At 59.9% G+C, this 20462-nt stretch carries 11 protein-coding genes; 4 read left to right on the top strand and 7 right to left on the bottom strand.

The genetic code is table 11. The features are described from left to right. Positions 1-59 precede the first annotated feature (59 nt). The gene (locus tag J0X19_RS01390; protein ID WP_206980090.1) at positions 60-1937 is read right to left on the bottom strand and encodes a DUF4153 domain-containing protein; all 1878 of its coding nucleotides are present in this window, start codon (positions 1935-1937) and stop codon (positions 60-62) included. A 224-nt stretch (positions 1938-2161) separates the two neighbouring features. Beyond that, a complete protein-coding gene (locus tag J0X19_RS01385) occupies positions 2162-2485 on the bottom strand; it encodes a DUF6686 family protein (RefSeq protein ID WP_206980089.1) in 324 nt (107 codons plus the stop codon). 201 nt (positions 2486-2686) lie between these two features. Between J0X19_RS01385 and J0X19_RS01380 the strand changes: the two genes are divergently transcribed. Together J0X19_RS01380 and J0X19_RS01375 are read left to right on the top strand one after the other, a co-directional pair. Then, positions 2687-5917, top strand: coding sequence for an AsmA-like C-terminal region-containing protein (locus J0X19_RS01380; RefSeq protein WP_206980088.1), 3231 nt, complete (start codon positions 2687-2689; stop codon positions 5915-5917). 149 nt (positions 5918-6066) lie between these two features. Next, on the top strand, positions 6067-6780 hold the full coding sequence (locus tag J0X19_RS01375; protein WP_206980087.1) for a GAF domain-containing protein: 714 nt from the start codon (positions 6067-6069) through the stop codon (positions 6778-6780). A 41-nt stretch (positions 6781-6821) separates the two neighbouring features. On the opposite strand, the gene J0X19_RS01370 is transcribed toward J0X19_RS01375, so the two are convergent. The 4 genes from J0X19_RS01370 to J0X19_RS01355 all read right to left on the bottom strand — a co-directional run bounded on the left by J0X19_RS01370 (position 6822) and on the right by J0X19_RS01355 (position 11495). Continuing rightward, the gene (locus J0X19_RS01370; RefSeq protein WP_206980086.1) at positions 6822-8921 is read right to left on the bottom strand and encodes a tetratricopeptide repeat protein; all 2100 of its coding nucleotides are present in this window, start codon (positions 8919-8921) and stop codon (positions 6822-6824) included. 88 nt (positions 8922-9009) lie between these two features. Continuing rightward, entirely contained in the window at positions 9010-10422 is a 1413-nt protein-coding gene (gene dgt / locus J0X19_RS01365; protein ID WP_206980085.1) for a dGTP triphosphohydrolase, read from the bottom strand. A gap of 116 nt (positions 10423-10538) precedes the next feature. Continuing rightward, positions 10539-11222 carry a DUF1361 domain-containing protein gene (locus tag J0X19_RS01360; RefSeq protein WP_206980084.1) on the bottom strand — a complete coding sequence of 228 codons (684 nt, stop codon included), beginning with the start codon at positions 11220-11222 and terminating at the stop codon, positions 10539-10541. A gap of 132 nt (positions 11223-11354) precedes the next feature. Continuing rightward, positions 11355-11495: a hypothetical protein gene (locus J0X19_RS01355; RefSeq protein ID WP_206980083.1), complete on the bottom strand. Its 141-nt coding sequence runs from the start codon at positions 11493-11495 to the stop codon at positions 11355-11357. 325 nt (positions 11496-11820) lie between these two features. Here J0X19_RS01355 and J0X19_RS01350 point away from each other — a divergent pair, with 325 nt between their 5' ends. Next, positions 11821-13833 (top strand): ABC transporter substrate-binding protein, encoded by a 2013-nt coding sequence (locus tag J0X19_RS01350; RefSeq protein WP_206980082.1) that lies wholly within the window; start codon positions 11821-11823, stop codon positions 13831-13833. A 106-nt stretch (positions 13834-13939) separates the two neighbouring features. Continuing rightward, positions 13940-15265, top strand: a complete 1326-nt coding sequence (gene hemL / locus J0X19_RS01345; RefSeq protein WP_206980081.1) for a glutamate-1-semialdehyde 2,1-aminomutase — start codon at positions 13940-13942, stop codon at positions 15263-15265. An 80-nt stretch (positions 15266-15345) separates the two neighbouring features. Here hemL and J0X19_RS01340 read toward each other — a convergent pair whose 3' ends face one another. Beyond that, positions 15346-20454 (bottom strand): cellulose binding domain-containing protein, encoded by a 5109-nt coding sequence (locus tag J0X19_RS01340; RefSeq protein WP_206980080.1) that lies wholly within the window; start codon positions 20452-20454, stop codon positions 15346-15348. Positions 20455-20462 lie beyond the last annotated feature (8 nt).

The raw sequence follows: 20462 nt of genomic DNA, 5'->3' as shown, positions 1-20462 counted from the left end.
GTAGCTGAGTGAAAAGGGCCGCTGGCATTACGCTGGCGGCCCTTTATGCTTTAGCTGGTTTATTTAGGTTGCGGGTGAAGTTCAAGCAGCGCGTTTCCTTCAAAACTGTAGAATATCGTATCGTGTTCCTCTCGGCGGGTTAACTCACGCAGGTACACTTGCAGCGTAGCTCCAGGAATAGCGGTTCGTAGCGTCAGCCTTTCTGTTGGCAATTCTACAACATCTTCCGGGTCGCGGCCGTGCTTGCGTATTAGTGAATCGGCTATTGTACCGGGGGATACGCTCAGCTGGCGTTGCCACGTGCTGTCGGCACGCAGTTGTTCCAACCAGATGTCGTACCCGTGGTTAGCCGCGCGTAGCCGGAACGTGCCTTCTTGGGCGGAAACCTCTGTAAGTACATTAGCAATAGTATCATATCGGTACAAATCAACTCCTGGCAACCAGTACCGGCCGCCGCCCAGCGCCTCATATTTCAAGCGAGGAGTTTGAAAGGTGGCTGCTACTTCGTTTTCCTCTCCTGAATCGTACCGGTTCCAGCGCGGAATGCCACTTACCTCGTACAATCGGTCATCCATCCAACTTCGCTGTTCCCACTCCTTCTTAGTACGCATTGAATCAGGCTTTGCCAGGCTGGCCGCGAAAAACGGCTGCAACCGTTGCATGGCGTCACGCTCGGCGAAGAATCCAAACACTGAAGCCACCCGCTGCTTCACTCGTTTAGAAAGTTTCGGCAGCCGTTTGCCCACGCCGTCGAGCTTGCCGTTTTGCAGCAGGTTGTACTGCGCGGCCAGTTCGCGCAGTTGGTTGAGCTGGCTCCGTTCGGCCACGGCAAAGGCACTCCACGGGCCAGCCGCCGCCAGAAAGGCTATAAGTGCCAGGGAAGCCGGAATCCAGATGATGCCCCGGCCCTGCCGCAGCAAGAAGTAGGTGGCCATAATGGCCAGCCACGCCGCCAGCACCAGCACAAAATACCGCTCCTCGGTGATGCCGTACGCCCGGATGCGGGTGCCAATAGCCACAGCCAGCAGCCCCAGCAACGGAAACAGCGCCCGGTAAAACCAGCGCGCAAACGTGCGAATCCAGGTGTTGTCGGCATCGTCGCGGACGGGGTGGATGAGCAGCAGCGCGAAGATACCCGCCACCGACAACGCCAACACCAGCAACGACACCCAACCTTTGGGTAGGGTTTGCAGCACCAGAATGCGGGTCAGGTAGGCGTACAGAATAGCTAAGTACAGCACCACCAGCGGCAGCAGCACAAACTGCGTGAACAGCTTCAGCGCCTTGGGGTACGGCGCGTCCTGCTCCAACGCCTTGAAATCGTGCGGCACACCGGCCAGGAAAAACCAGGTATTAAATACCGTAGCCAGCACCACAAACAGGTAGCCGTACAGATGATTGTCCAGCTTTACATCGAATAGATTGTTGATGGCCGTTAAGGCCAACGCACATCCCACATACAGCACCCCGGAATAGATTCCGGCCGTGAGGATGCGCAGAAACAGCGTTTCGTTGTAGCGCCAGAAACCGGACGTATCGGCGCGGCGGCGCAATTCGGGTAGGTAGGGCACCACGGCTACCAGCAGGTGCAAGCCCAGCAGCAGTAACACCAGGCGCAAGCCCCAGGTTTGGTTTGGTTCAAGTGGGCACAGCCAATACCAGACGCCCACTAGTGCCACTGCCCCTACCTGCACTAACAAGCGCACCCACCTCGGCCACTGGTACCGTTCGCCCGCCAATGCCACACTCAAAGTAAGGGTAAGCCCTAGCCCCCCAGCCGACAACAGTGGAAACAGCCAGTCGTAGGCGTCTTTTTCGTTGCGAATAGCGTGGATACCCGTCACGCACAGCACCAGCGCGCACAACAGGGTGAGTGGGAACCGGCGAACTACGCGGGCGGCTTCAACCGCTACACGGCTCAGGGAAGGAAGTTGCATAGAAACAGCGGATAGGAGTAGCAGCCTTCAAGGAAGGCAAAAAACGCTGCTTCACCTAAAGCCCGACGGTTGCTGAATGCGGGCGGCTATTTTCAGAAGTTCTGCTAGATTATGTGGACACTCAACAACTAACAAGGCCTATAACCGAAAGGCTGTCATTGCTCAACTGCGCTTGGAATGCCGGCGCCTTTTATGGGGTTGCGTTTATACAGCCTGGTTTTCGGCTAATCGGTTTGTGGGGTCAGTAATTGCTCTACTTCCAGCAACAATGCCGTGTTTTCCAGAATGTCGCTGAGTTGGGTGAGTTCTACCAGCGAGAAAACCAGCGCCAGGTGCGGAGCCGGCGTGCGCAAGGCAATGCAGCGAGCCTCTGGGTCGTGGGTGCGCAGGCAATGATACTGCCACGTATCCGTAACAATGCGGCGGAACTCGGCAAACTCAGTGGGCGTGGCAGCTAGAGCAACGTTGCCAAAGCAAACGTGCAAATGGCAAGTACGCGGACAACGGGCGCAGTACCCGAAGTCGTTGTGGTGAAAGAATTGCGCCATGGCAAGAAGTAGCTCAAGAGGTGGAAGGATGCCAAAAGTAAAACTATTTAGAATTTGTCTAAATATATTTTATCGTCAAATAAGCTCGCCCTTAGGATTCCCAGATTCTAATAGCGTACGGCGCGTACCACAACAGTAGTTTTTGCGTAAAAACTGCATCCGCCTCTTACTTACTACGTTGCCTACGCCCTACTTCACCGCATGAAACGCCCTTCTATTCGTCAGCTGCTGGGCTTTTCGTTGCTAGGAGTGGTGGTTATTGCGCTGGGAGCGTTGCTTTTACTGAGTTCCGGCTGGGGCCGCCAACGAGTAGCGCACCTGATTCGGGAACGGCTGGCCCGCAACTCTGACCTAGTGCTGGCGCCGTTTGAGGTGGATTTCTCGCCCTTCCGCGACTTTCCGGATTTCACTGTTTCGCTGCGGCATTTCTACCTCACCGATACCACCGCCCGCGGCAATGTGCCCGTGTTGCGCATTGAGCGTGCCGATGCCCGCCTTCAGCTTAGTGAGCTGCTGTACGGCCGGGTGAAAGTGAACCACCTCACGCTACACAACACCGAGTTCCGGCAGCTTACCGACTCCACCGGCCAGGACTGGGGCCTGCACGGCAAGGGGCCCCGGCGTAGTTCCGCCAGCTCCCCGCCCGATTTCGACCTCGACTCCCTTACCCTAATAAACTTCCGCGTAACCGACCGCAACGACTTTCAGCGCAGTGGTTTCGAGGCGTTTGTATACCGGGCGCGGTTGCGGGCACGGGGGCGGGCGGGCATTGCGCAAGTCCGCGGCCTACTCGATGGGCAGCTGGTATTTTTGCGCAGTGGGCGGGGCAATTTGTTTGAGCGGGAGCCGGTACGGGCGCAGGTCAGCTACCAGTACGATTTCAAGCAGCGCAAAGGCACCTTCCTGCGCACCCGCGCCACCCTCAACGGCGACACGGTAGTTATCAGAGGAACCCATCAGGCACCACCGCCCGGCCAGCCGCGCGGCACCCGGCTCGACTTGCGCATGGTGGGGGCGCAGCCTCTGCTGGAGGTGCTCCACGTAGCGTTGCCGCCGGGGTTGCATCAATACCTGGAAGGAGCCCGTAGCCCCAGCCACGCCCGCATCTGGTACACTATCAAAGGGTTCAGCGGGCCATCGGCTCGGCCGCGCACCATCTTGAAATTTCAACTGCGAAACGCTCAAATTCAATGGGCCGACTCCACCCGGCGCATTCGCCGCTGGGATGCCCGTGGCACCTTCGACAACGGCCCCGAACACGATTCGCGTACTACTTCACTCACCTTCACCCAGTGCCGGCTGTACTCCACGGCCGGCGAACTTGATGCGGCCCTCACAGCGCGTAACTTTCTGCGGCCAATACTCACTGGGCGAGTACGTGGCCGCACTGAGCTGCAAACCCTGGCCGCTGTGGTAGCGCCGGGCCTCTGGCAGGCCCGGCAAGGCATTGCCACCCTCAACATCCGGTTCAATGGCCCCCTACCAGAAATTCCGGCGCGGGCTACCCGGCGGGCACTACGCGCCAGCAACACCGAACTGCCTCCTTTGGCAGTGCGCGGTACTATCACGCTAGAAAACGCTTCGTTTCGGGTGCCCAGCCGCGGCGCCGATATGTCGGGGCTGAACGTGAAGCTGGGCTTGCGCGACAGTTTGTGGCAGCTGGAAAACCTCACGGGCCGCCTCAACGGCATGCAGGTGAAGGCCAATGCCAGCACCACGTATCTGCTGTCATACTTCAACGGGCAGCACCCGGTTACGATGGTCAGGGGCACATTTGCCGTGGATGAGCTACGGCTGGACCGGCTGCGGCAGTTGCTGGCCCCGCCCGCCGGCCAGCCGCACCGGGCACCCCGGCCGCGCAAACCCGGCCGCACCCGTAACCAGGAATTGGCAGCTCGGGCAATGAACCTCTTACCGGCGGGTTTACGGCTGAACATCCGGCTTGCGTGCGGGCGGCTGGTACTGCCCGCCGATACCTTATACCAACTGGCAGCCACCGTGCAGCACAATGGCCGCTACGTGCAGCTCACCAACCTGCAAACCCGCGTGTGGGGGGGCCAGGCCAGCGGCGCCGTAAGCTGGCCCACCGATACACTGCATCTGCAGCCAGTGGCTATGCGGCTGGCGTTACGCTTCAACACCATTGAGTACCGCCGCCTGCTGGCCCTTCTCGACCGGGAACCGCGCCGTACCGCCGCAACGCCCACCGACCCAAGCCTGCGCGAAGTGGTGCTGGCGGCCAACGGCCAGATAGTGGCCACCGTGCAAACACTTACCCTGCCAGCCGGTGAAAACCTAACCAACGTACGCCTGCGGCTCGACAAGAATGGCCCCGCTTTTCGGCTGCCTTATCTGAACTTTGAAACCAGCGCCGGGGGCTTTGGGCGCGTAAGCGCCACAGCTCAACTTCGCAAAGGCAAGCTGGCGGCGGCTACCGCCAACATCAATTTGCGCTATGCTCTCCTTGATGTGCAGCGGCTCCTGCAACTTTTGGCCGCGTTGAGCCCCCCTCCTTCCGAAAACAAGTTCGCCTCGGCTGGCAAGCTGCGGCCCGTTACATCGCCGCTTATCGATGGCACCGTGACGGCCCAGGTGCGCGTTGCGGCCGACCAGGTGCGCTACGGCCTGCTACGGGGCCGCAATTTCCGCCTTGTCAGCCACTTAGAACCCGGCGGTGCCCGGCTGGAAAACTGTTCGTTGCAGGCATTTGGCGGCTCTATTTCGTTGCAGGGCCGCATGCAAACCGATGCCGGCCCCGACCACCACCCATTACGGGCCCAGATGCGGCTCCAACATATCGAGCTACCGACATTGTTTCAACTGGCGGAGGCCTTGCAGTTTGAGGTGCTGCGGGCCGACAACGTGCGAGGCACCATGCAGTGCGAGGCCGATGTGCACACCGACCTCGATGCCACCTTCCTACCAAACCTCAACCGGACGCACGCTTACTTGAAAACCGATTTGCGTGACTTGGAACTGCTGGATGTGGATGCCTTGGCCCAGGCTCTAAAGTTTCTGAACGACAAGAAAACCAGCCATTTGTATTTCGAGCCCGTTAGCCCACGCTTTATTCTGGACGGCAACCGAGTGCTGGTACCCAGCCTGCACATGAACAGCAACCTAACCGACCTAGCAGTAAGCGGTGAGTATTACCTAAACGGACAAGCCAACCTGTATGTGGGCCTCAGTCCTATGCAGGCATTGTTTGGCAACAATGAAAAACGGGTAGAGCGTATCCAGAGCGGCGAGGCCACCCGCCGCCCCAGCCGGGGCCTTGTGTATGTGCATTTGAGCCGCGCGCCCGGCACCAAATACAAGGTGCGGCTTTTTAAAAAGCAGGAGCAGCGCCAGCAACAAGAACGCCTGCGCCAACAGTACCGGGCCTTGCTGCGCACCCAGCGGCTAGACACTACGCTACGGCTACTTCGCTAAGCCCTCAATCTTTGTATATGAACAATTAAAGAAATAATATATCCTTACAAAGAACTGTCATTTAGGTGTTTGATCTTGCCTTATTATACAGCAAATTGCTTAGCGTATTAGGTTCTTATCCAGTTAATTTAATATAAATGTCACATCGTATGGCTTCAGCTGCTCAACTACTGATACCAGCCGACGAAGTCCAGCGCCTGGGCTCCATACGGCATTATGATGTGGCTCAATCGTTGCAGGAGCCTATTTTCAGCGAGTTTGTATCGTTGACGGCTCGCATCTTCAGCTTGCCTATCTCGCTGATTGCTCTTGTTGAAGAAGAGCAGGTGCATTATATGGCCAATTTCGGGTTGCCAAACGTAAAATTGCAGCCTCGTGTAGAAGCCTTGTGCTCCACGGCTATTCTGAACAATAAGGCGGTGATTTACTCTGATTTAGCCAGTGATACCTCCCCGCTCATTACTCCCGAAGCCGCTCACGCCGCCCACAACAAAGGCCTACGCTTTTATGCTGCGGCTCCCCTGTGCATGCCCAACGAGCGCCGCTTTGGCTCACTGTGCGTCATAGACCGGCAACCCCGTTCTTTCAGCCCCGACGAACAGGCACTTTTAGAACGCATAGCCAACCTGATTAGCCAGATGATTACCGTTCGGTATTGCTGCCTAGCCACTCCTGGCTTAGGGCTGGCGCAGTGGCAGCTCATGCGCGAACAGATTCAGGAAGAAATACAGGGTCTGGCGGCCCTGGTCCGCTACCTCATCACGCGGCACGGCACCCAGATTCCGGTTTCGCAAGACATGCTGACTCTGATTACTCGGCGCCTCGAAGATATAAGCGCCGTACTGGACCAGTACGAAATCTAGGTTTCCAGTTGCCTGTTAGCTCGGGGCGGCTGCGGCGCTAATCAGGCCGGCAGCAGGATGGTGAATTCGGTGAACTTGCCGGCCTTGGTTTCCACCTGAATAGTACCGCCGTGGCCCTTGGTAATGGTATCGTGCGCCAACGACAACCCGAGGCCTGTTCCTTTCCCAAGCGGCTTGGTAGTGAAAAACGGCTGAAAAATCTGCTGCTTGGTTTCTTCCGCCATACCCGTGCCATTATCGTGAATCCGGATGGCTACCTGCCCGTTGATTCGCTCGGTGCTTACTCGTAGAACCGGCTGATAATTTGCCTCGGCTTGGCTGTAGCGGGTTTCCAGTGCGTGCAGCGCATTAGTGAACAAATTGAGCAGCCCCCGCCCTATTTCCGCTGGCACTACGGTCACTTGTCCTGCCGCCGCATCAAAGGTGGTATGAACCGTGGCCTGAAACGGCGGCTCCTTACTCAAGGCAATCTGCTGAGCTAGTTGCAGGTTCTCTTCTACCAAAACATTGATATATATTGACTCGCGTTGGGCGCTGCCGGTCCGAGCGTGCGCCAGCATATCGGCAATGATGGAGGAAGCACGCTGCCCGTGCTGGCTGATTTCCTGAAGGTTCTGCTTGAGACCCGCCACAATTTCCTGCTGCAACTCCGCCGATGCCGTGTCGGAGGGGGGCGCCGTATGGCTGTCGTGGTCGAGGAGGGCGACGCTCACTTCGGCGAATTTCTTCATGAAGTGGAGCGGGTTTTGCAGCTCGTGCGCAATACCAGCCGATACTTCCCCCACAAACGCCCATTTTTCGGCCGCCACCAGTTGCTTTTGAGTGGCCAGCAACTCGGTCTGCTGCTTTTCCAGTAAGGCGTACGCCCGCTGTTTTTGGGTGTTGCTGCGCCACAATATCACGCTTAGTGCTCCTACCAGCAACAGCCCCGCCAACGAAACTAGCAGCAACCATTGCTGCTGCCGGTTTTTCTGCTGAATTAGCTGCTGGGTGCGGGTGAGCTGCTTGATGCGGGCCTGCTTACGGTCTAGCTCGTAGCCGTACTGCAAGGCCGCAATGCGCCGGATAAGGTCGCGGCTGCTAAGGCTGTCCTGATAGATGGTGAACAGGCGCTGGTAGCGGTACGCCGCTGCCATGTTGCCGGTTGTGGCGCTGGCTTGAGTGAGCACCTCACTCACGTCGCGGATATTTTCTTTGGTTCCGCTTCGCAGGCTGGCTTGCAGACTGGCTTTCCCATAATACAGGGCACTATCGGGGCGGTTGGTGTGGAGGTGGGCGCGCGCCAGTACCAAGTGCGTCCAGGGCAGGTAACCCACTACATCGAGTTGCCGCAGCTGCCGCAGCACTTGGTAGCAATAGGTGAATACCTCGCGGTAATGGCCTTGGTGTTCGGCCATATCGGCCACGTTCATTTCCTCTACCGAGGCTCCTGGTTTATCCCCGAGGCGGCGCGCCAGCAGCATGTCCTGTTCGTAGTAGCGGCGCGCAATTGTCCATTTCTCTTGGGTGCGGTACAGGTCGCCGAGGCCGCGCAGACCTTGCGAAACGCCGGATTGGTTGTGGTGCTGGCGGGCCAGCCGCAGGCATTGCTCCAGGTACAGGCGCGCCTTGCTGTATTCTCCTACTTCGGTACTGATAATACCCAGCTGGGCATTCATCAGCACCAGCCAATGCGGATCATTCAGCTTTTCGGCCAGCTGCAACCCCTGCTGCGAGTAATCCAAGGCCTGCGTGTAGTTGCCTTGCCCGAAGTAGATATAGGCGAGGTTGTAGGTGCAGGCTAGTAGGTTACGTTGGTCGGGCAGGCGCTCGAACAGCACACGGGCCTGCTCGGTATGCAGTTGGGCCGGGCTGTACTCGTTGCGCTTGCGGTAGTAAAAGCCCAGCCCCAGTAGCGCTTTGGCAGTGCCCAGAGAGTAATTGAGTTGCCGAGCCAGTGCCAGCGCCTCTTCAAAACTGGCCCGTGAAGCGCGCGGAACCGTAGAGCGTTGCTCGAAAGCCAACGCATTCAGCAAGTTAACCCGCGCTGTATCGGCTTGTGGATGCGCCTGTACCTGAGCCTGTAACCGATCTACTGCCGGCGAGTTTGCCCACGCTGCCGAACTCAGCAACAGGAGTAATAGCAATAACCAAGGTTTCAAGGCGAATGGCAGAGGCAAAAGCAGGACAGAATTGCACAAAGCTAACCATATTTCGCACCGGCTTGTTGCCCCCAGCAACAGTTATTCGCTAGAATACTTTAGGCAAACTCACGCCCCGGATAGTGCGGAATAAGTTGGAGGCGTTTTGGTCGGTAAGGCCACCCAAGTAGTCGGTTAGCAAGATGATTTGCTCGTAAGCCGACAGGCCTTCCTGCGGTCCAACGGCCCGGAACTGGGTTGGCAGCAGCTGCTGCAACTTGCGCGACTGAGTGCTGCCGTACGGGTCGAAGGTGGCGTGCAGAAAAGCATCGAGCAGGCCCGCCATTACTTCAAAGCCAGCGGCTTCAATTTCCAGCACCGGCCGGCTTTGGTAGAGGTGCTCCACGGTCAGGGCATTCATATGCTGTAGCTGCTCCCAGCAGTCGAGGTGCTGCACCAGGGGCTCGTCGGCGCGGCCGTGCAGGAAGGCGGCGGCACGGTCAGCAAAAAGGCGGGCGGTTTGCTGCACCAGCCGGTTGATGAGGCGGGCGCGCAGGTAACCTAGCTCCTCGCGCCAGTCGCGCCACTCCACCGAGCCACGCCGGTCGGGCGCATCGCCCAGGATGTCGCGCATCAACCCCAAGCCGGCTTCGCAGGGAATTAAGCCTAGCTTGAGGCCGTCTTCGAAGTCGATGATACGGTAGCAGATGTCGTCGGCAGCTTCTACGAGGAAGGCCAGCGGGTGCCGGTGGTAGAAGCCCGCTGCGGCACCGGGTGGCTTGGCCAGCAAGCCCAGTTCCTGCGCCACCTCCTGAAAACGAGCGGCTTCTGTTTGAAAATAGCCGTGCTTTTTCTCGCTGGTGCCGTGGGTGCCGCCGGTTTCATCGAACACCGAAGGGCGCGGGTACTTCGTGAAGGCGCCTAGTGTGGCGTACGTCAGCCCTAGCCCGGCCGAGCCGCTGCTGTGGGCCGCGTAAGTGTGGGTGAGCACCCGAAACCCAGCCGCATTGCCTTCAAAGCGTTGCAAGTCGGCGCGCTGGGCGGCATCCAGCACCCGCACGAACGGCTCGGCAGCGGCACTCCGGAAATAAGTGGAAATGGCGTCTTCGCCGGAGTGCCCGAAGGGCGGATTGCCGATGTCGTGGGCCAAGCAGGCGGCCGCTACAATGTCGCCGAAGTCGGAATCCAGATGCGGCAGAGTTTGCACCAAGCCTTCGGTTTCTTCGAGCAGCAGCCGGCCACCCAGCCGGCCCAAGGAGCGGCCAACGGAAGCAGTTTCCAGGGAGTGGGTGAGGCGGGTGTGCACGAAGTCGGTTTCGGGCTGCGGCATCACCTGCGTTTTGCGCTGCAACCGCCGAAACGCCGAGCTGAACACCACCCGGTCGTAGTCGGCAATGAAGGCGCCGCGCACGGGCGGGGCATCCGTCACAACGTGCAGTTGCGGTTGGGCGGGGTAGCGGCGGCGGCTGAGCAGCCGCTCCCAGGTCATGGCGGGCGTATCGGTGGGCGTCAGGTGCATCATGGGCCGGCAAGGTAAAACGAAGGCATGGAACTACCTGCCTTCCGCTCACTACGAGGCCTCGCGCCTGCTCTTTTGGTGCGTTACCAGCGTTCTGCTCTTGCGCCCGTTGTTACTGGCTATTCTTCTGCTTCCTGCATGCGGCCCAGCAACCGCACGGTGACGTAGCCCAGCAGCAGAAACACACCGTAGAGCAGCGTCACGCCCCAGGTAGCGGGGTGGGCAAACGGGTGCAGCAAGCGGGTGATGATGTCGAAGAACAGCGTGAGCGGGTTGGTGATGATGTCCCAGGAGTTGAAGCGCAGGTAGCGGCCCAGGTACACGCCAAACGAACTGAGTAGCAGGGACACCGTCACGAAGCCCCAGCTGGCCAGCCAACCCAGCCGGCGGGCTACCAGGGCCTGCATGTCGGTGAGGGAAGCGTAGGCCAGCATCAGACCGTTCCAGGCGCAGCTCAGAATAAGGGCCAGGTCATACCAGTAGGGCACTCCGATGCGCGGTTCGAGGTGAAACAAGTCGGTGAGGATGTAGGGGGCATTGGGAAAAAACAGCAGCCACACCAGCCCCACCGGCAGCAGCACCCGCGCCTGCAAGCGCCCGGCCGAGAGACTCAGCATAGTGCTCAACCCGAACGGAATAAGCGCCAGAAACAGATTCCAGAGCAGGAAGACGAACGTAAATTGGTGCGTAAAAAACACCCGTAGCGTAATCAATACAACGCTCAATACAAGCGAGGCGCCCAACACCAACACCAGGTTGAGGCGCTGGCGCAGTTGAGGTAGGGCGAGCGTAGCAGCAGACATGGGCATAAACACAAGTTCGGAAATTTCAGGCTCGCAAACGATAGAACCCCGGCTATATTGTAACGACCGGCACCAGAATTCCAAGCACTGCGAACTGCTACCCACTGGAAAGCAGCCCGCAGCGCTATTCAATTACTTGCTGTAGAACCAGGAATACGCCAGCCACAGCACCGCTATGATGGCCATAATATACCAGCCCCATTTGCCGGGGTCGCGCGGATTTTCGTCGCTGTAGGTTCGGGGTCTGCGTTTTAAGCCGGGTACCAACGCCATAAAATCAAGAAGTTAGCTTACGAATAAAATAGTAGCCTGAAAGTAGCAATACGCTATCCGCTGGTTTTGGTGCTGGGTGCCATCGGCTGGCTGCGTTACACCACCAGTGCTACTGCGCTACTACTCTATGAAACTATAGAAGCGGAATAAAGATTTCCTGCGTTGCAGGCCGTAACCAGCGGCTACGTGGCGCAGAATGGCCGGCAAATTGCGGGGTGGCATCTTCCCCACGGTTCCTACGTACTTTTGCAGGGCCGCCCGGTTTGGCATCGTCAGGCTGGGCTTGCGCCTGCACTCACTCTTCGTCTTCTCTCCGCTGCCCGTTATGAGGCATTTCTCTGCCCAACGATTTCCCGCCTTTTGCTTGCTGTTTGGCTGGCTGCTGGCTGCTCCCGTAGTGGCGCAGCAACCGGCTACTCCGCGCCCTACTACCCCAGCCACCACGCCCACCCGCAAACCAGCCGCCACGGCCCCAGCAAAAGCAACCAAACCGGCCCCCCTAGCGCCGGCTACTTCCACAACCGGCAAGCCCACGCCCACCACTTCTGCCAGGCCTGGCACAGCTCCTACTAAAGCTACTCCTGCCGCCACCGGCACCAAGCCCGCCGCTACCGGCACCACAACCAAGCCGGCGGCACCTGCCACAGCTAAACCCGCCGCTACTGCCCCGCCCAAGCCCACTGGCCCGCCCCTGCCCGCCAACCTCAACTCCACCGATTTCACTACCCGCTACAAAAACGGCAAAACGCTCATCACCCAGACGCGCTACGACTTGGCAATGACCGAGCTGGAACCGCTGACCGCACCCGCCAACAAATTCGCGCAGGCTCCTGAAGCCGCATACTTATATGCCGTGGCCGCCAGCCGGGCCAAGAAGTGGGCCGAAGCCGAGCAGATGCTGAACCTGTTGCGCAACGAGTATGCCCAATGGCTCAGCATGCCCGAAGCCCTGTTTCTGCAAGGCCAGATATCATTCGAGCAAAACGACTTCGACAATGCCCTGCGGGTGCTGGCTCAGCTGCCGGCCGGTCAGTTGCAGCAAGAGCGGGAGAACATGAAGGCCACGTATCTGCCGCGCATCAAAGACAAAGCCACCTTCCAGAACCTGCTGAAAACGTATCCGCAGGAGCTGACGCTGGCCCGCGCCTACGCCGATAAGCTGGCCAACGGCGGCTGGTACACCGACGCCGACAAAGGCCAGCTCGACCAGCTTATTACCCAGTTTGCCCTGGACCGCACCCGCTACACGCCCCGCCCGCGTGCCGTCAGGAAAAGCACCTACAACATCGGCGTGCTGCTGCCTTTCGAGTTCAACGACCCCAGTTGGGAGACGCGCCGCAAAAACCAGTTCGTGACGGACCTGTACGCAGGCCTGCGGATTGCCCAGGATTCGTTGCAGCGCGAAGGCCGGCCGGTGCAGCTTTTCGCCTACGATACCGGCGCCGATACGCTCCAGCTCAAGCAGGTGCTGGCGCTGCCGGAGCTGGCCGGTATGGACCTGATTATCGGGCCGGTGTATAAGTCGGGCAGCAAGATTCTGGCCCGTTACGGGCAGCAAAAGCAGATTGTGTGCGTGAATCCCCTCTCGCAGGACGGCGACCTGGTGCTTGACAATCCTTGGCATTACCTGTACCAGTCGAGCACGGCCACGCAGGCCCAGCAGGCGGCGCAGTTTGCGTACTCCCGCCTGGGGGGCGCGCGCACGGCGGTGGTGCTCTACGAGGACACCAAGGACGAAGCCGCTTTCGGAGTGGCGTATAAGCAGGCCTACGAGGCCCTGGGCGGCCGGGTGGTGCAGCTACGGCGCATCGACTCCGACGTAGACGAATCGTTGAGCGCCGGATTCGGAGGCTTCGACCTGAAGAGCATCGGGCACTTGGTGGTAGCTTCGGAGTCCAAGAAAATCGGGCCGTACACGTTTAGCGCGCTGAAAGCCCAGGATGCCCGCCTGCCCCTGATTACCTACTCTTCCTGGCTCGACAACAACCGCATCGGCTTGTACCAGCTGGACGCCCGCGACGTGTACTTCCTGCACCCCAAGTACCTGGACCGCAACAACTTTGGTGTGCGCCGTTTCCGCCAGCTGTACATGCAGCGCCAGAACCAGCCGCCTTCGGTTTTCGCTTTCACTGGCTTCGAGCTGCTGTACTTCTTTGCCTCGCAGCTGCACCAGAATGGCCCGGCGTTTCAGCAGCAGCTTAGCACCGCCGGCCCCATATCGGGCTCGGTGTTCCAAGGCATCGGCTACCCCGGCGGCGCCCACGACAACCAGTATGTGCCCATCACTAAGTTGGAGCGCTTGGAAGTGGAAGTACTGAACCCGGTGGGCATTCGGTAGGTTGTATTTAGTAGTGAGTAATGGGTATTGAGTAGTGAGATACTCACCCTTCCATGTCGCTATTCTACTTTTCATTTCACTGCACGTCTTCCTCAGCTTTCCTTTCATGTCCCAATACCAACTACCAACTACCAACTACCTTCTAACCACCAGCGAAACGCTGTTTGAGCGCGCTAAAAACCACATTCCGGGCGGTGTAAACTCGCCGGTGCGGGCTTTCCGGGCCGTGGGCGGGCACCCGGTGTTCATGCAGTCGGCTAAAGGCGCCTGGCTGACCGATGTGGACGGTAATAAGTACCTGGATTTCATCAACTCCTGGGGCCCAATGATTCTGGGGCACGCGCCGGAAATCGTGCTCGACGCCGTGCAGGCTGCTATTCCGGCCTCATTGTCGTTTGGGGCTCCCACGCGCCGCGAGGTGGAAATGGCCGAGCTCATCAAGCAAATGGTGCCCAGCATCGAGAAAGTGCGGCTGGTAAACTCGGGCACTGAGGCCACGATGTCGGCTATCCGGGTGGCACGGGGCTACACGGGGCGCAACAAAATCATCAAGTTCGAGGGCTGCTACCACGGCCACGGCGACTCGTTTCTGATTGCGGCCGGCTCGGGCGCCCTCACCCTCGGCACCCCCGATTCGCCGGGTGTAACCGAAGGCGTGGCGCAGGACACCCTCACGGTGCCCTATAACGACTTGGCGGCCGTGCAGCAGATTATCGAGGTAAACGAAGGCCAGGTGGCGGCGCTGATTCTGGAGCCGGTGGTTGGCAACATGGGCCTGGTGGCGCCCGAGGAAGGCTACCTGCAAGGCCTGCGCGACATGTGCACTCAGCACGGCATCGTGCTCATTTTTGATGAGGTAATGACCGGGTTCCGGCTGGCCCGCGGCGGCGCGCAGGAGCTGTACGGCATCACGCCCGACATGACCACGCTCGGTAAAATCATTGGGGGCGGTATGCCGGTTGGGGCCTACGGCGGCCGCCAGGATATCATGGACAACGTGGCCCCGGCTGGCAAGGTCTACCAGGCGGGCACGCTCTCCGGCAACCCCATTGCCACCGCCGCCGGCATTGCCCAGCTCACTTACCTGCAAGAGCACCCCGAGCTGTACGACGAGCTAAACCGCATCACCACCCGCCTCGCCGACGGCACCCGCCAGATTGCCGCCGAGCTGGGCTTGAACTACACCGTCAACCAGGTCGGCTCGATGTTCAGCGTGTTCTTCACCGACCAGCCCGTGCGCAACCTCGCCGACGCCAAGCACTCCGACACCGAAGCCTTCGGCCGCTATTTCCGGGCCATGCTGCACCGCGGTGTCTACCTGGCACCGGCGCAGTACGAGGCCCTGTTCGTGAGCACGGCCATTACCGATGAGTTGGTGGACGTGTACCTCACGGCCTGCCGCGAAGCTATGCGCGAAGCGCACGGCTTGTAGCAGCCAGGAATATTCAACTGGAAGCCATTAAAAAAGGCGGGCCGTGTGGCCCGCCTTTTTTGTGCGTGGTGGTTGCGGGTTTATTGCCGCACCAGCTTCAGCTGCTGCACCGTGCTACCGGTGGTCAGGCGGGCCATATACACCCCAGGGCGTACGTCCGTAGCCTGCCATTCCACCTGCACCACTTGTCCGGCCTGCGCATTGCCAGCCTTCAGGCGCTGCACCAATCGGCCGTTCATATCAAAGATATCCAGCTGATACTCCGACGACTGCGCTGCGGTGAAGGTAATGGTAGTGCTACCGGTGAACGGGTTCGGGTAGCTGGTAGCAGCGGCCTTGCTGGGAGCCTCGGTGGCCGCAGGCGTAGACGACGGGGTTGCCGCTACACCGCGGGCCGCCGTAGCGGCACCGGCTGGCTCCTGCCCGTACACCAGTTGTCCCTGCACATAGGCGGTGATGTTCGGGTTGGCCGCCAACGCGGAGGCGGCAACCTGGTACGAGAAGTCGTTGGCCTGATTGAAGTTCGACCAGTTGGACTTGGCCAAACGATACTGCACGTTGCCGGTGCTGCTGAGCGGCGAGAAGGTGCCCAGCGCGGCCGCAAACCGCAGTTCCGCATACGTTTCGGTGCCGGCCTGCCCAAAGCTGATGTTCACGTTATTGGTGCCCAGCTGCGCGTAATCCACAAACGCGTTGAGAGGCTGCGGGCCGTCGGGGCTGAACCAGTAGCGCACTGTCAGGTCTTGGTAAGCCACGGGCGTATTGCCGTCGTTGCGCACTTGCAGGTAGGTGCTGATGGTGTTGGAAACCGGCTTGTTGGCGCGGTTTTGCGACAACACTGTGAAGCGCGGCACCGCAGCTACCGGCGCGGGCTCCGTTCCGCCCACCAGCACACCGTTGCGGTAGATGGTGATGCGGCCGTTCTGCTGGTACGTATTGTTGGTAGCGTATGAGTAGTCGTCGGCTTCGTTGAAGTTGGTATAGGTCTGCTTGTTGATGCGCGACTGAATCGGGCCGGAGTTGGCACCAGCCGACAAGCTGCCCGCAGCGGCCGTAAACGAGTATTCCACGTAGCCAAAAGCCCCCTGCACCGGCTGCGTGAGGGCCACGTACCGCGCCCGCACGGCGTTGGTGCCCAGTTGCGCCCAGTCGATGGTAGCTACAGTGGCGGCAAAGTCTTCCACCGTCAGCCAGTAGCGCACCGTGAGCTGCTGGTACGGAATGGCGGCGGCACTCAGGTTCACGAGTTGCAGATTGGGCTTGATGGCATTGTTGGTAGGCGAGTTATCAGCATTCTGATGCAGCACTGCCAGGCTGGCCACGGTAGCCTGCACCGTCACCGGGAAAGTCTCGGTCACGGTGCCGCAGTCGTTAATCGCCGTAGCCGTTACGGTAGTAGTACCCACCGCGAAGTTGTATGGTGAGGTAATTGGGGTTACCACTCCATTGCGCACCACCGAATACGTTACCGCAGGAGCTGGCGTACCAGTGGCCGTTGCCTCGAAGCTCACCGACGCCGTCGTCTGTCCGTAGGCTGCCGTAGCAGTTGGCACGGTAGGCACCGTAACCACGGGCGGCGTATTCACCGTTACCGTGGCCGTACCCGTCAGGGCCGTTGCCGTGCAGTTGGCATCCGTTACACTCACCAGGCTGTAGATAGTGGTGGCGGTGGGGCTTACCGACAGGCTGTAGTTGCCGTCAGCTGTCAACTCGGCGGCTGTTACGGGCAGTGCCACAGCAGTAGCGCCGCCGTCAGTGGAGTAGCGCACCTGCCAGGGGGCTTCCCCGGTCAGGTGCAGCGTGAGGGCCGTGCTGGTACCGGTGCAGATGGTGGCCGTACCGCTGAGTGTGGCCGTAGGCAGCGCCCGTACCGTTACCGGCCGGCTGTAGGTGGTTGTGCAGGTGCCTTGCGCAATGGTGAGGGTGGCGGTGTAGGTTCCGGCGGCGGTGTACGTATGGCTGAAACCACCTTTGGTGGTGTAGTCCACCGTGCCATTACCGTCCACGTCCCAGGCGTAGCGGGCGTTGGCCTCCACTACCGCCGACGAATCAACAAAGACGGTGGGCGTACCGGCGCAGACGGGGGCGGCGGCAAAGGCCGGCGCAGGCTCCAGGCAAGTCAGGCCGGTGCGCACCACGCGGTACGTGGTACCCACCCGAATGCCGTCCAGCACCAGGTTGGGGGTGCTGCTGCCCTGGCGGAGTGCCACCGTACCAATGCTGGTTGGCGCGCCCGTGGTTTCAAGGCTGGTAGCGGCGGCCACGGTCGGCTCCACGTCCACCGGCGGATTCACGAACAGCTGGCTGGTGCTACCCGTTTCATCGAACGTGTATTTCAGCACCAGCAGGTAGGTTTCGCCCACGTTGTACTCCTGGTTGGTGTCGTAGATGATGCTGGTAGCCATACCGTTGCCGCTGATGCCAAACTGCACCTTACTGGCCGTGCTGCCCCGGCGGGCATACACCCGGTTCTTGAAGGTGGAGCCAATGGTAGCCGGACCCAAATGGAAGAAGTAGTCGGCCGTGCCGGCGCTGGCTACTCTCACCAGCAACGACACGTACACCGGCGTGCGGGCATACACCGGCGCAAATGCCCGGTTCACGTCCTGGCCCGTGGTAGTGAGGGCCGCGGCATTACCCGTGGCGGCGCTGTAGCCCGAGAAACTCAACCCAGGGATTACCACTTTCACCGGATTCGTAGTACCGCTGTGCGCCGCCCAACCATTGGCCGTCAGGTCATCGCCAGCAGTATACGCAAAGTTTTCTTCCAGCAGCAACGTAGCCGGCAAAGCCTGCGTGGTGCTGGTTAAGAGGCCCGGCGCGGTGGTCAGGTAGTTTTCTGCGAAGAGCGTATTGTTGTCGTTGTAATCGAAAACGGCAAACGAGTACGTGCTATTCGGGCGCAGGCCCGTTACCCGCACCGTATCGGCGGTGCCGGCATACAGCACGTAGCTGCTTGCCAGGCGGGCACCCAAGCCAAACGCCGTACTGTCGCGGTAGGTGGTGGCATCTACGGGCAGGCCATCCACAGTGCTGCCACTTTGCACCAACACCAAACGCTTGGCACCATTGCCGCCACCCAGGGTCAGCAGCAACGACGTGCCGGTAATCTGGCTGGCCGCAGGTGTAGCCGATTGAGTAGGCTCGGCAGCCAGCGGCACTACTTCAGTGGTCAGCGTCAGCTCGTCGCCGTAGGTGGTGCCCACGCCGTTGGTGGCGTAGGCCCGCACGTAATACGTAGTGCCGGGCGTCAGGCCCGTGATGGTGCTGCTGAATGTGCCGGTACTATCGGCATCAGCAGTTTGCTGCGCACCCAGCACGGGGTTGGGCGTGCTGCCCCATACCACGCCTTGGGCAATAACCGCGCTGCCGCCGGTGGTGATAATAGTGCCGCCGGTGGTGGCGCTGGTTGGGGTGATGTTGGTGAGGGCCGCGGTGCTCAACGTAGCCGGGTACACTGGCGCCACGCTGGTACCACTCACGGCTACAGACTGCGCCGCCAACCCGGTACTACTCACCGGAATAGTGGCCTGATACGCCTGCACCGCCGTAGGCGCAAAGCGCACCTCAATAGTCGTGGTGCCAATGGTTCCGCCGTTGGGCTGCAACTCAATCACGCAGCAGGAAAACGGCTGCGTACCCGTCCGGATTTCAAAGCCAGCCGGGGGCGTAATCAATAGCGGCGCTGTCAGGCCACTGCCGCTCACCGTGAAGCTTTTGGCCGCCGAAGCCGCGTCGGTTGTCAAGCTCCCAAAATCGGGAACAACCGCCTGGGAAACCACTACCTGCGGAGTTGGAGCCGTGATGGTAACAGCCACCGGCGCACTCTGCCCCGTAACCGGGTTGCAAGCGCCAATGCTGGTCGCCTGGGCCACCACGTAATAGGTACCCGCCCCACCGAAATCAACGGCACGGGGCTGATACGTAGCAGCAGTGGCTCCTGCAATGCCTGTTAAAAACGGACCAGTACTGCTGGTGCTATACTGCCAGGTGTAAGTGGAAGTCGTAGTGGCCGTGGCTGTAATGGTGGTGCCGCTGCCGGTAACGGCAAACGTCTGCGGGGCAGTTGGGCTTACCGTCACGGGGTTGCTGGCCGGGGCCAGATTCACGGTGAGGCTGGTACCGTTGTTGGAGCCGTAAGTAACCGGCGCATCATTCAGCACCCGTACCCGGTAACCGGTGCCGCTGGGTGTACCCGCCGGAATGCTGGCGCTGATAGGCGAAGCGCTGCCGCTGCCAATAATGTTGTCGGTGGTGTTGGTCGGGAAAGCTCCCATTGCATCAGACAGCTGCACTTTGAAGGTCCCCGTGAAACTGCCCGTGGTGGTGTATGCCACATCGAACGGGGCGCTACCCGCGGCAGCCGTTACGCAATACGGACTGTTGAAAGTGGAAGCCGTGGTGGCAATGGTGGCAGTTGGCGTGGGAGTACCGGTGCCGAGCGTGGGCGTCAGCACCACGTCGTCAAGTCCTAAGCCCTGGCCGCCAACCGGGCCGCCGATGTGGCTCCAGCGCAGATAGAAAACCCCACCCGCTGCCAGGTTGATATTGGCAATAGTGACGGTTTCGGAGGTAACAGTTGCCGGATTTACTACCGCAATAGCAGTGCTAGCGGGGAATGTCTGGTCGCCATCCGTTTGCGCAACCCAGGTAGCATCGTCGCTGCTGCTGTAAAACTTCCAGTCGAAAGCGGCGGTGCCCGTCCGGTATTTCTCAATCGAGAAGTCAACCTTCAGGTCTTTGATAACCGCACCCGTTGTATTCTCGATTTTCAGGAGAATGTGCCGTGGCGAAGTGGCCGCGGCGTTGCTGCTGGTAAGGAAGCCAAGGGCCCGGTCGGTGGAGGTAGCCGTTACCCCGTCAGCAAAGTTGTAGTCGCCGCCACCTGAGTTGCCAGACAGCGCGCCTGTACCCGACGTGCCACCTGCCCGAACAGTAGCCGACGTGTTGGCTGGGTTGCCGTACGCAATGCCAGTGGTACCAGTGGCCAGCCGAAAACCGGCTGGCACGGCAGCCGTAGCGCTGGATCCCATACCATTGAAATTTTCGGTTTTGGGAGTGGCGCTGGTTAATACCAATTGGGCCTGGGCCCCGAGCGGCGCCAACCAGGCGCACGACAAAAAGGCTATCAGCTGCTTAACGGACCGCAGGGGCCGCGAAGAGCACAATAGATTAGAAGTTTGATTCATATAGGAGA

Source organism: Hymenobacter telluris (assembly GCF_017313265.1).
Classification (GTDB): domain Bacteria; phylum Bacteroidota; class Bacteroidia; order Cytophagales; family Hymenobacteraceae; genus Hymenobacter; species Hymenobacter telluris.
Note: the sequence above shows the minus strand (reverse complement) of the source record. Positions and strands in the feature narration are given on the sequence as shown.

Bases quoted from the DNA above. Each gene is read 5' to 3' on its own strand.
- dgt (WP_206980085.1), bottom strand. From the start codon at position 10,422: ATGATGCACCTGACGCCCACCGATACGCCCGCCATGACCTGGGAGCGG.
- J0X19_RS01340 (WP_206980080.1), bottom strand. From the start codon at position 20,454: ATGAATCAAACTTCTAATCTATTGTGCTCTTCGCGGCCCCTGCGGTCC.
- J0X19_RS01375 (WP_206980087.1), top strand. From the start codon at position 6,067: ATGGCTTCAGCTGCTCAACTACTGATACCAGCCGACGAAGTCCAGCGC.
- J0X19_RS01350 (WP_206980082.1), top strand. From the start codon at position 11,821: ATGAGGCATTTCTCTGCCCAACGATTTCCCGCCTTTTGCTTGCTGTTT.
- J0X19_RS01390 (WP_206980090.1), bottom strand. From the start codon at position 1,937: ATGCAACTTCCTTCCCTGAGCCGTGTAGCGGTTGAAGCCGCCCGCGTA.
- J0X19_RS01360 (WP_206980084.1), bottom strand. From the start codon at position 11,222: ATGTCTGCTGCTACGCTCGCCCTACCTCAACTGCGCCAGCGCCTCAAC.
- J0X19_RS01385 (WP_206980089.1), bottom strand. From the start codon at position 2,485: ATGGCGCAATTCTTTCACCACAACGACTTCGGGTACTGCGCCCGTTGT.
- J0X19_RS01355 (WP_206980083.1), bottom strand. From the start codon at position 11,495: ATGGCGTTGGTACCCGGCTTAAAACGCAGACCCCGAACCTACAGCGAC.
- J0X19_RS01380 (WP_206980088.1), top strand. From the start codon at position 2,687: ATGAAACGCCCTTCTATTCGTCAGCTGCTGGGCTTTTCGTTGCTAGGA.
- hemL (WP_206980081.1), top strand. From the start codon at position 13,940: ATGTCCCAATACCAACTACCAACTACCAACTACCTTCTAACCACCAGC.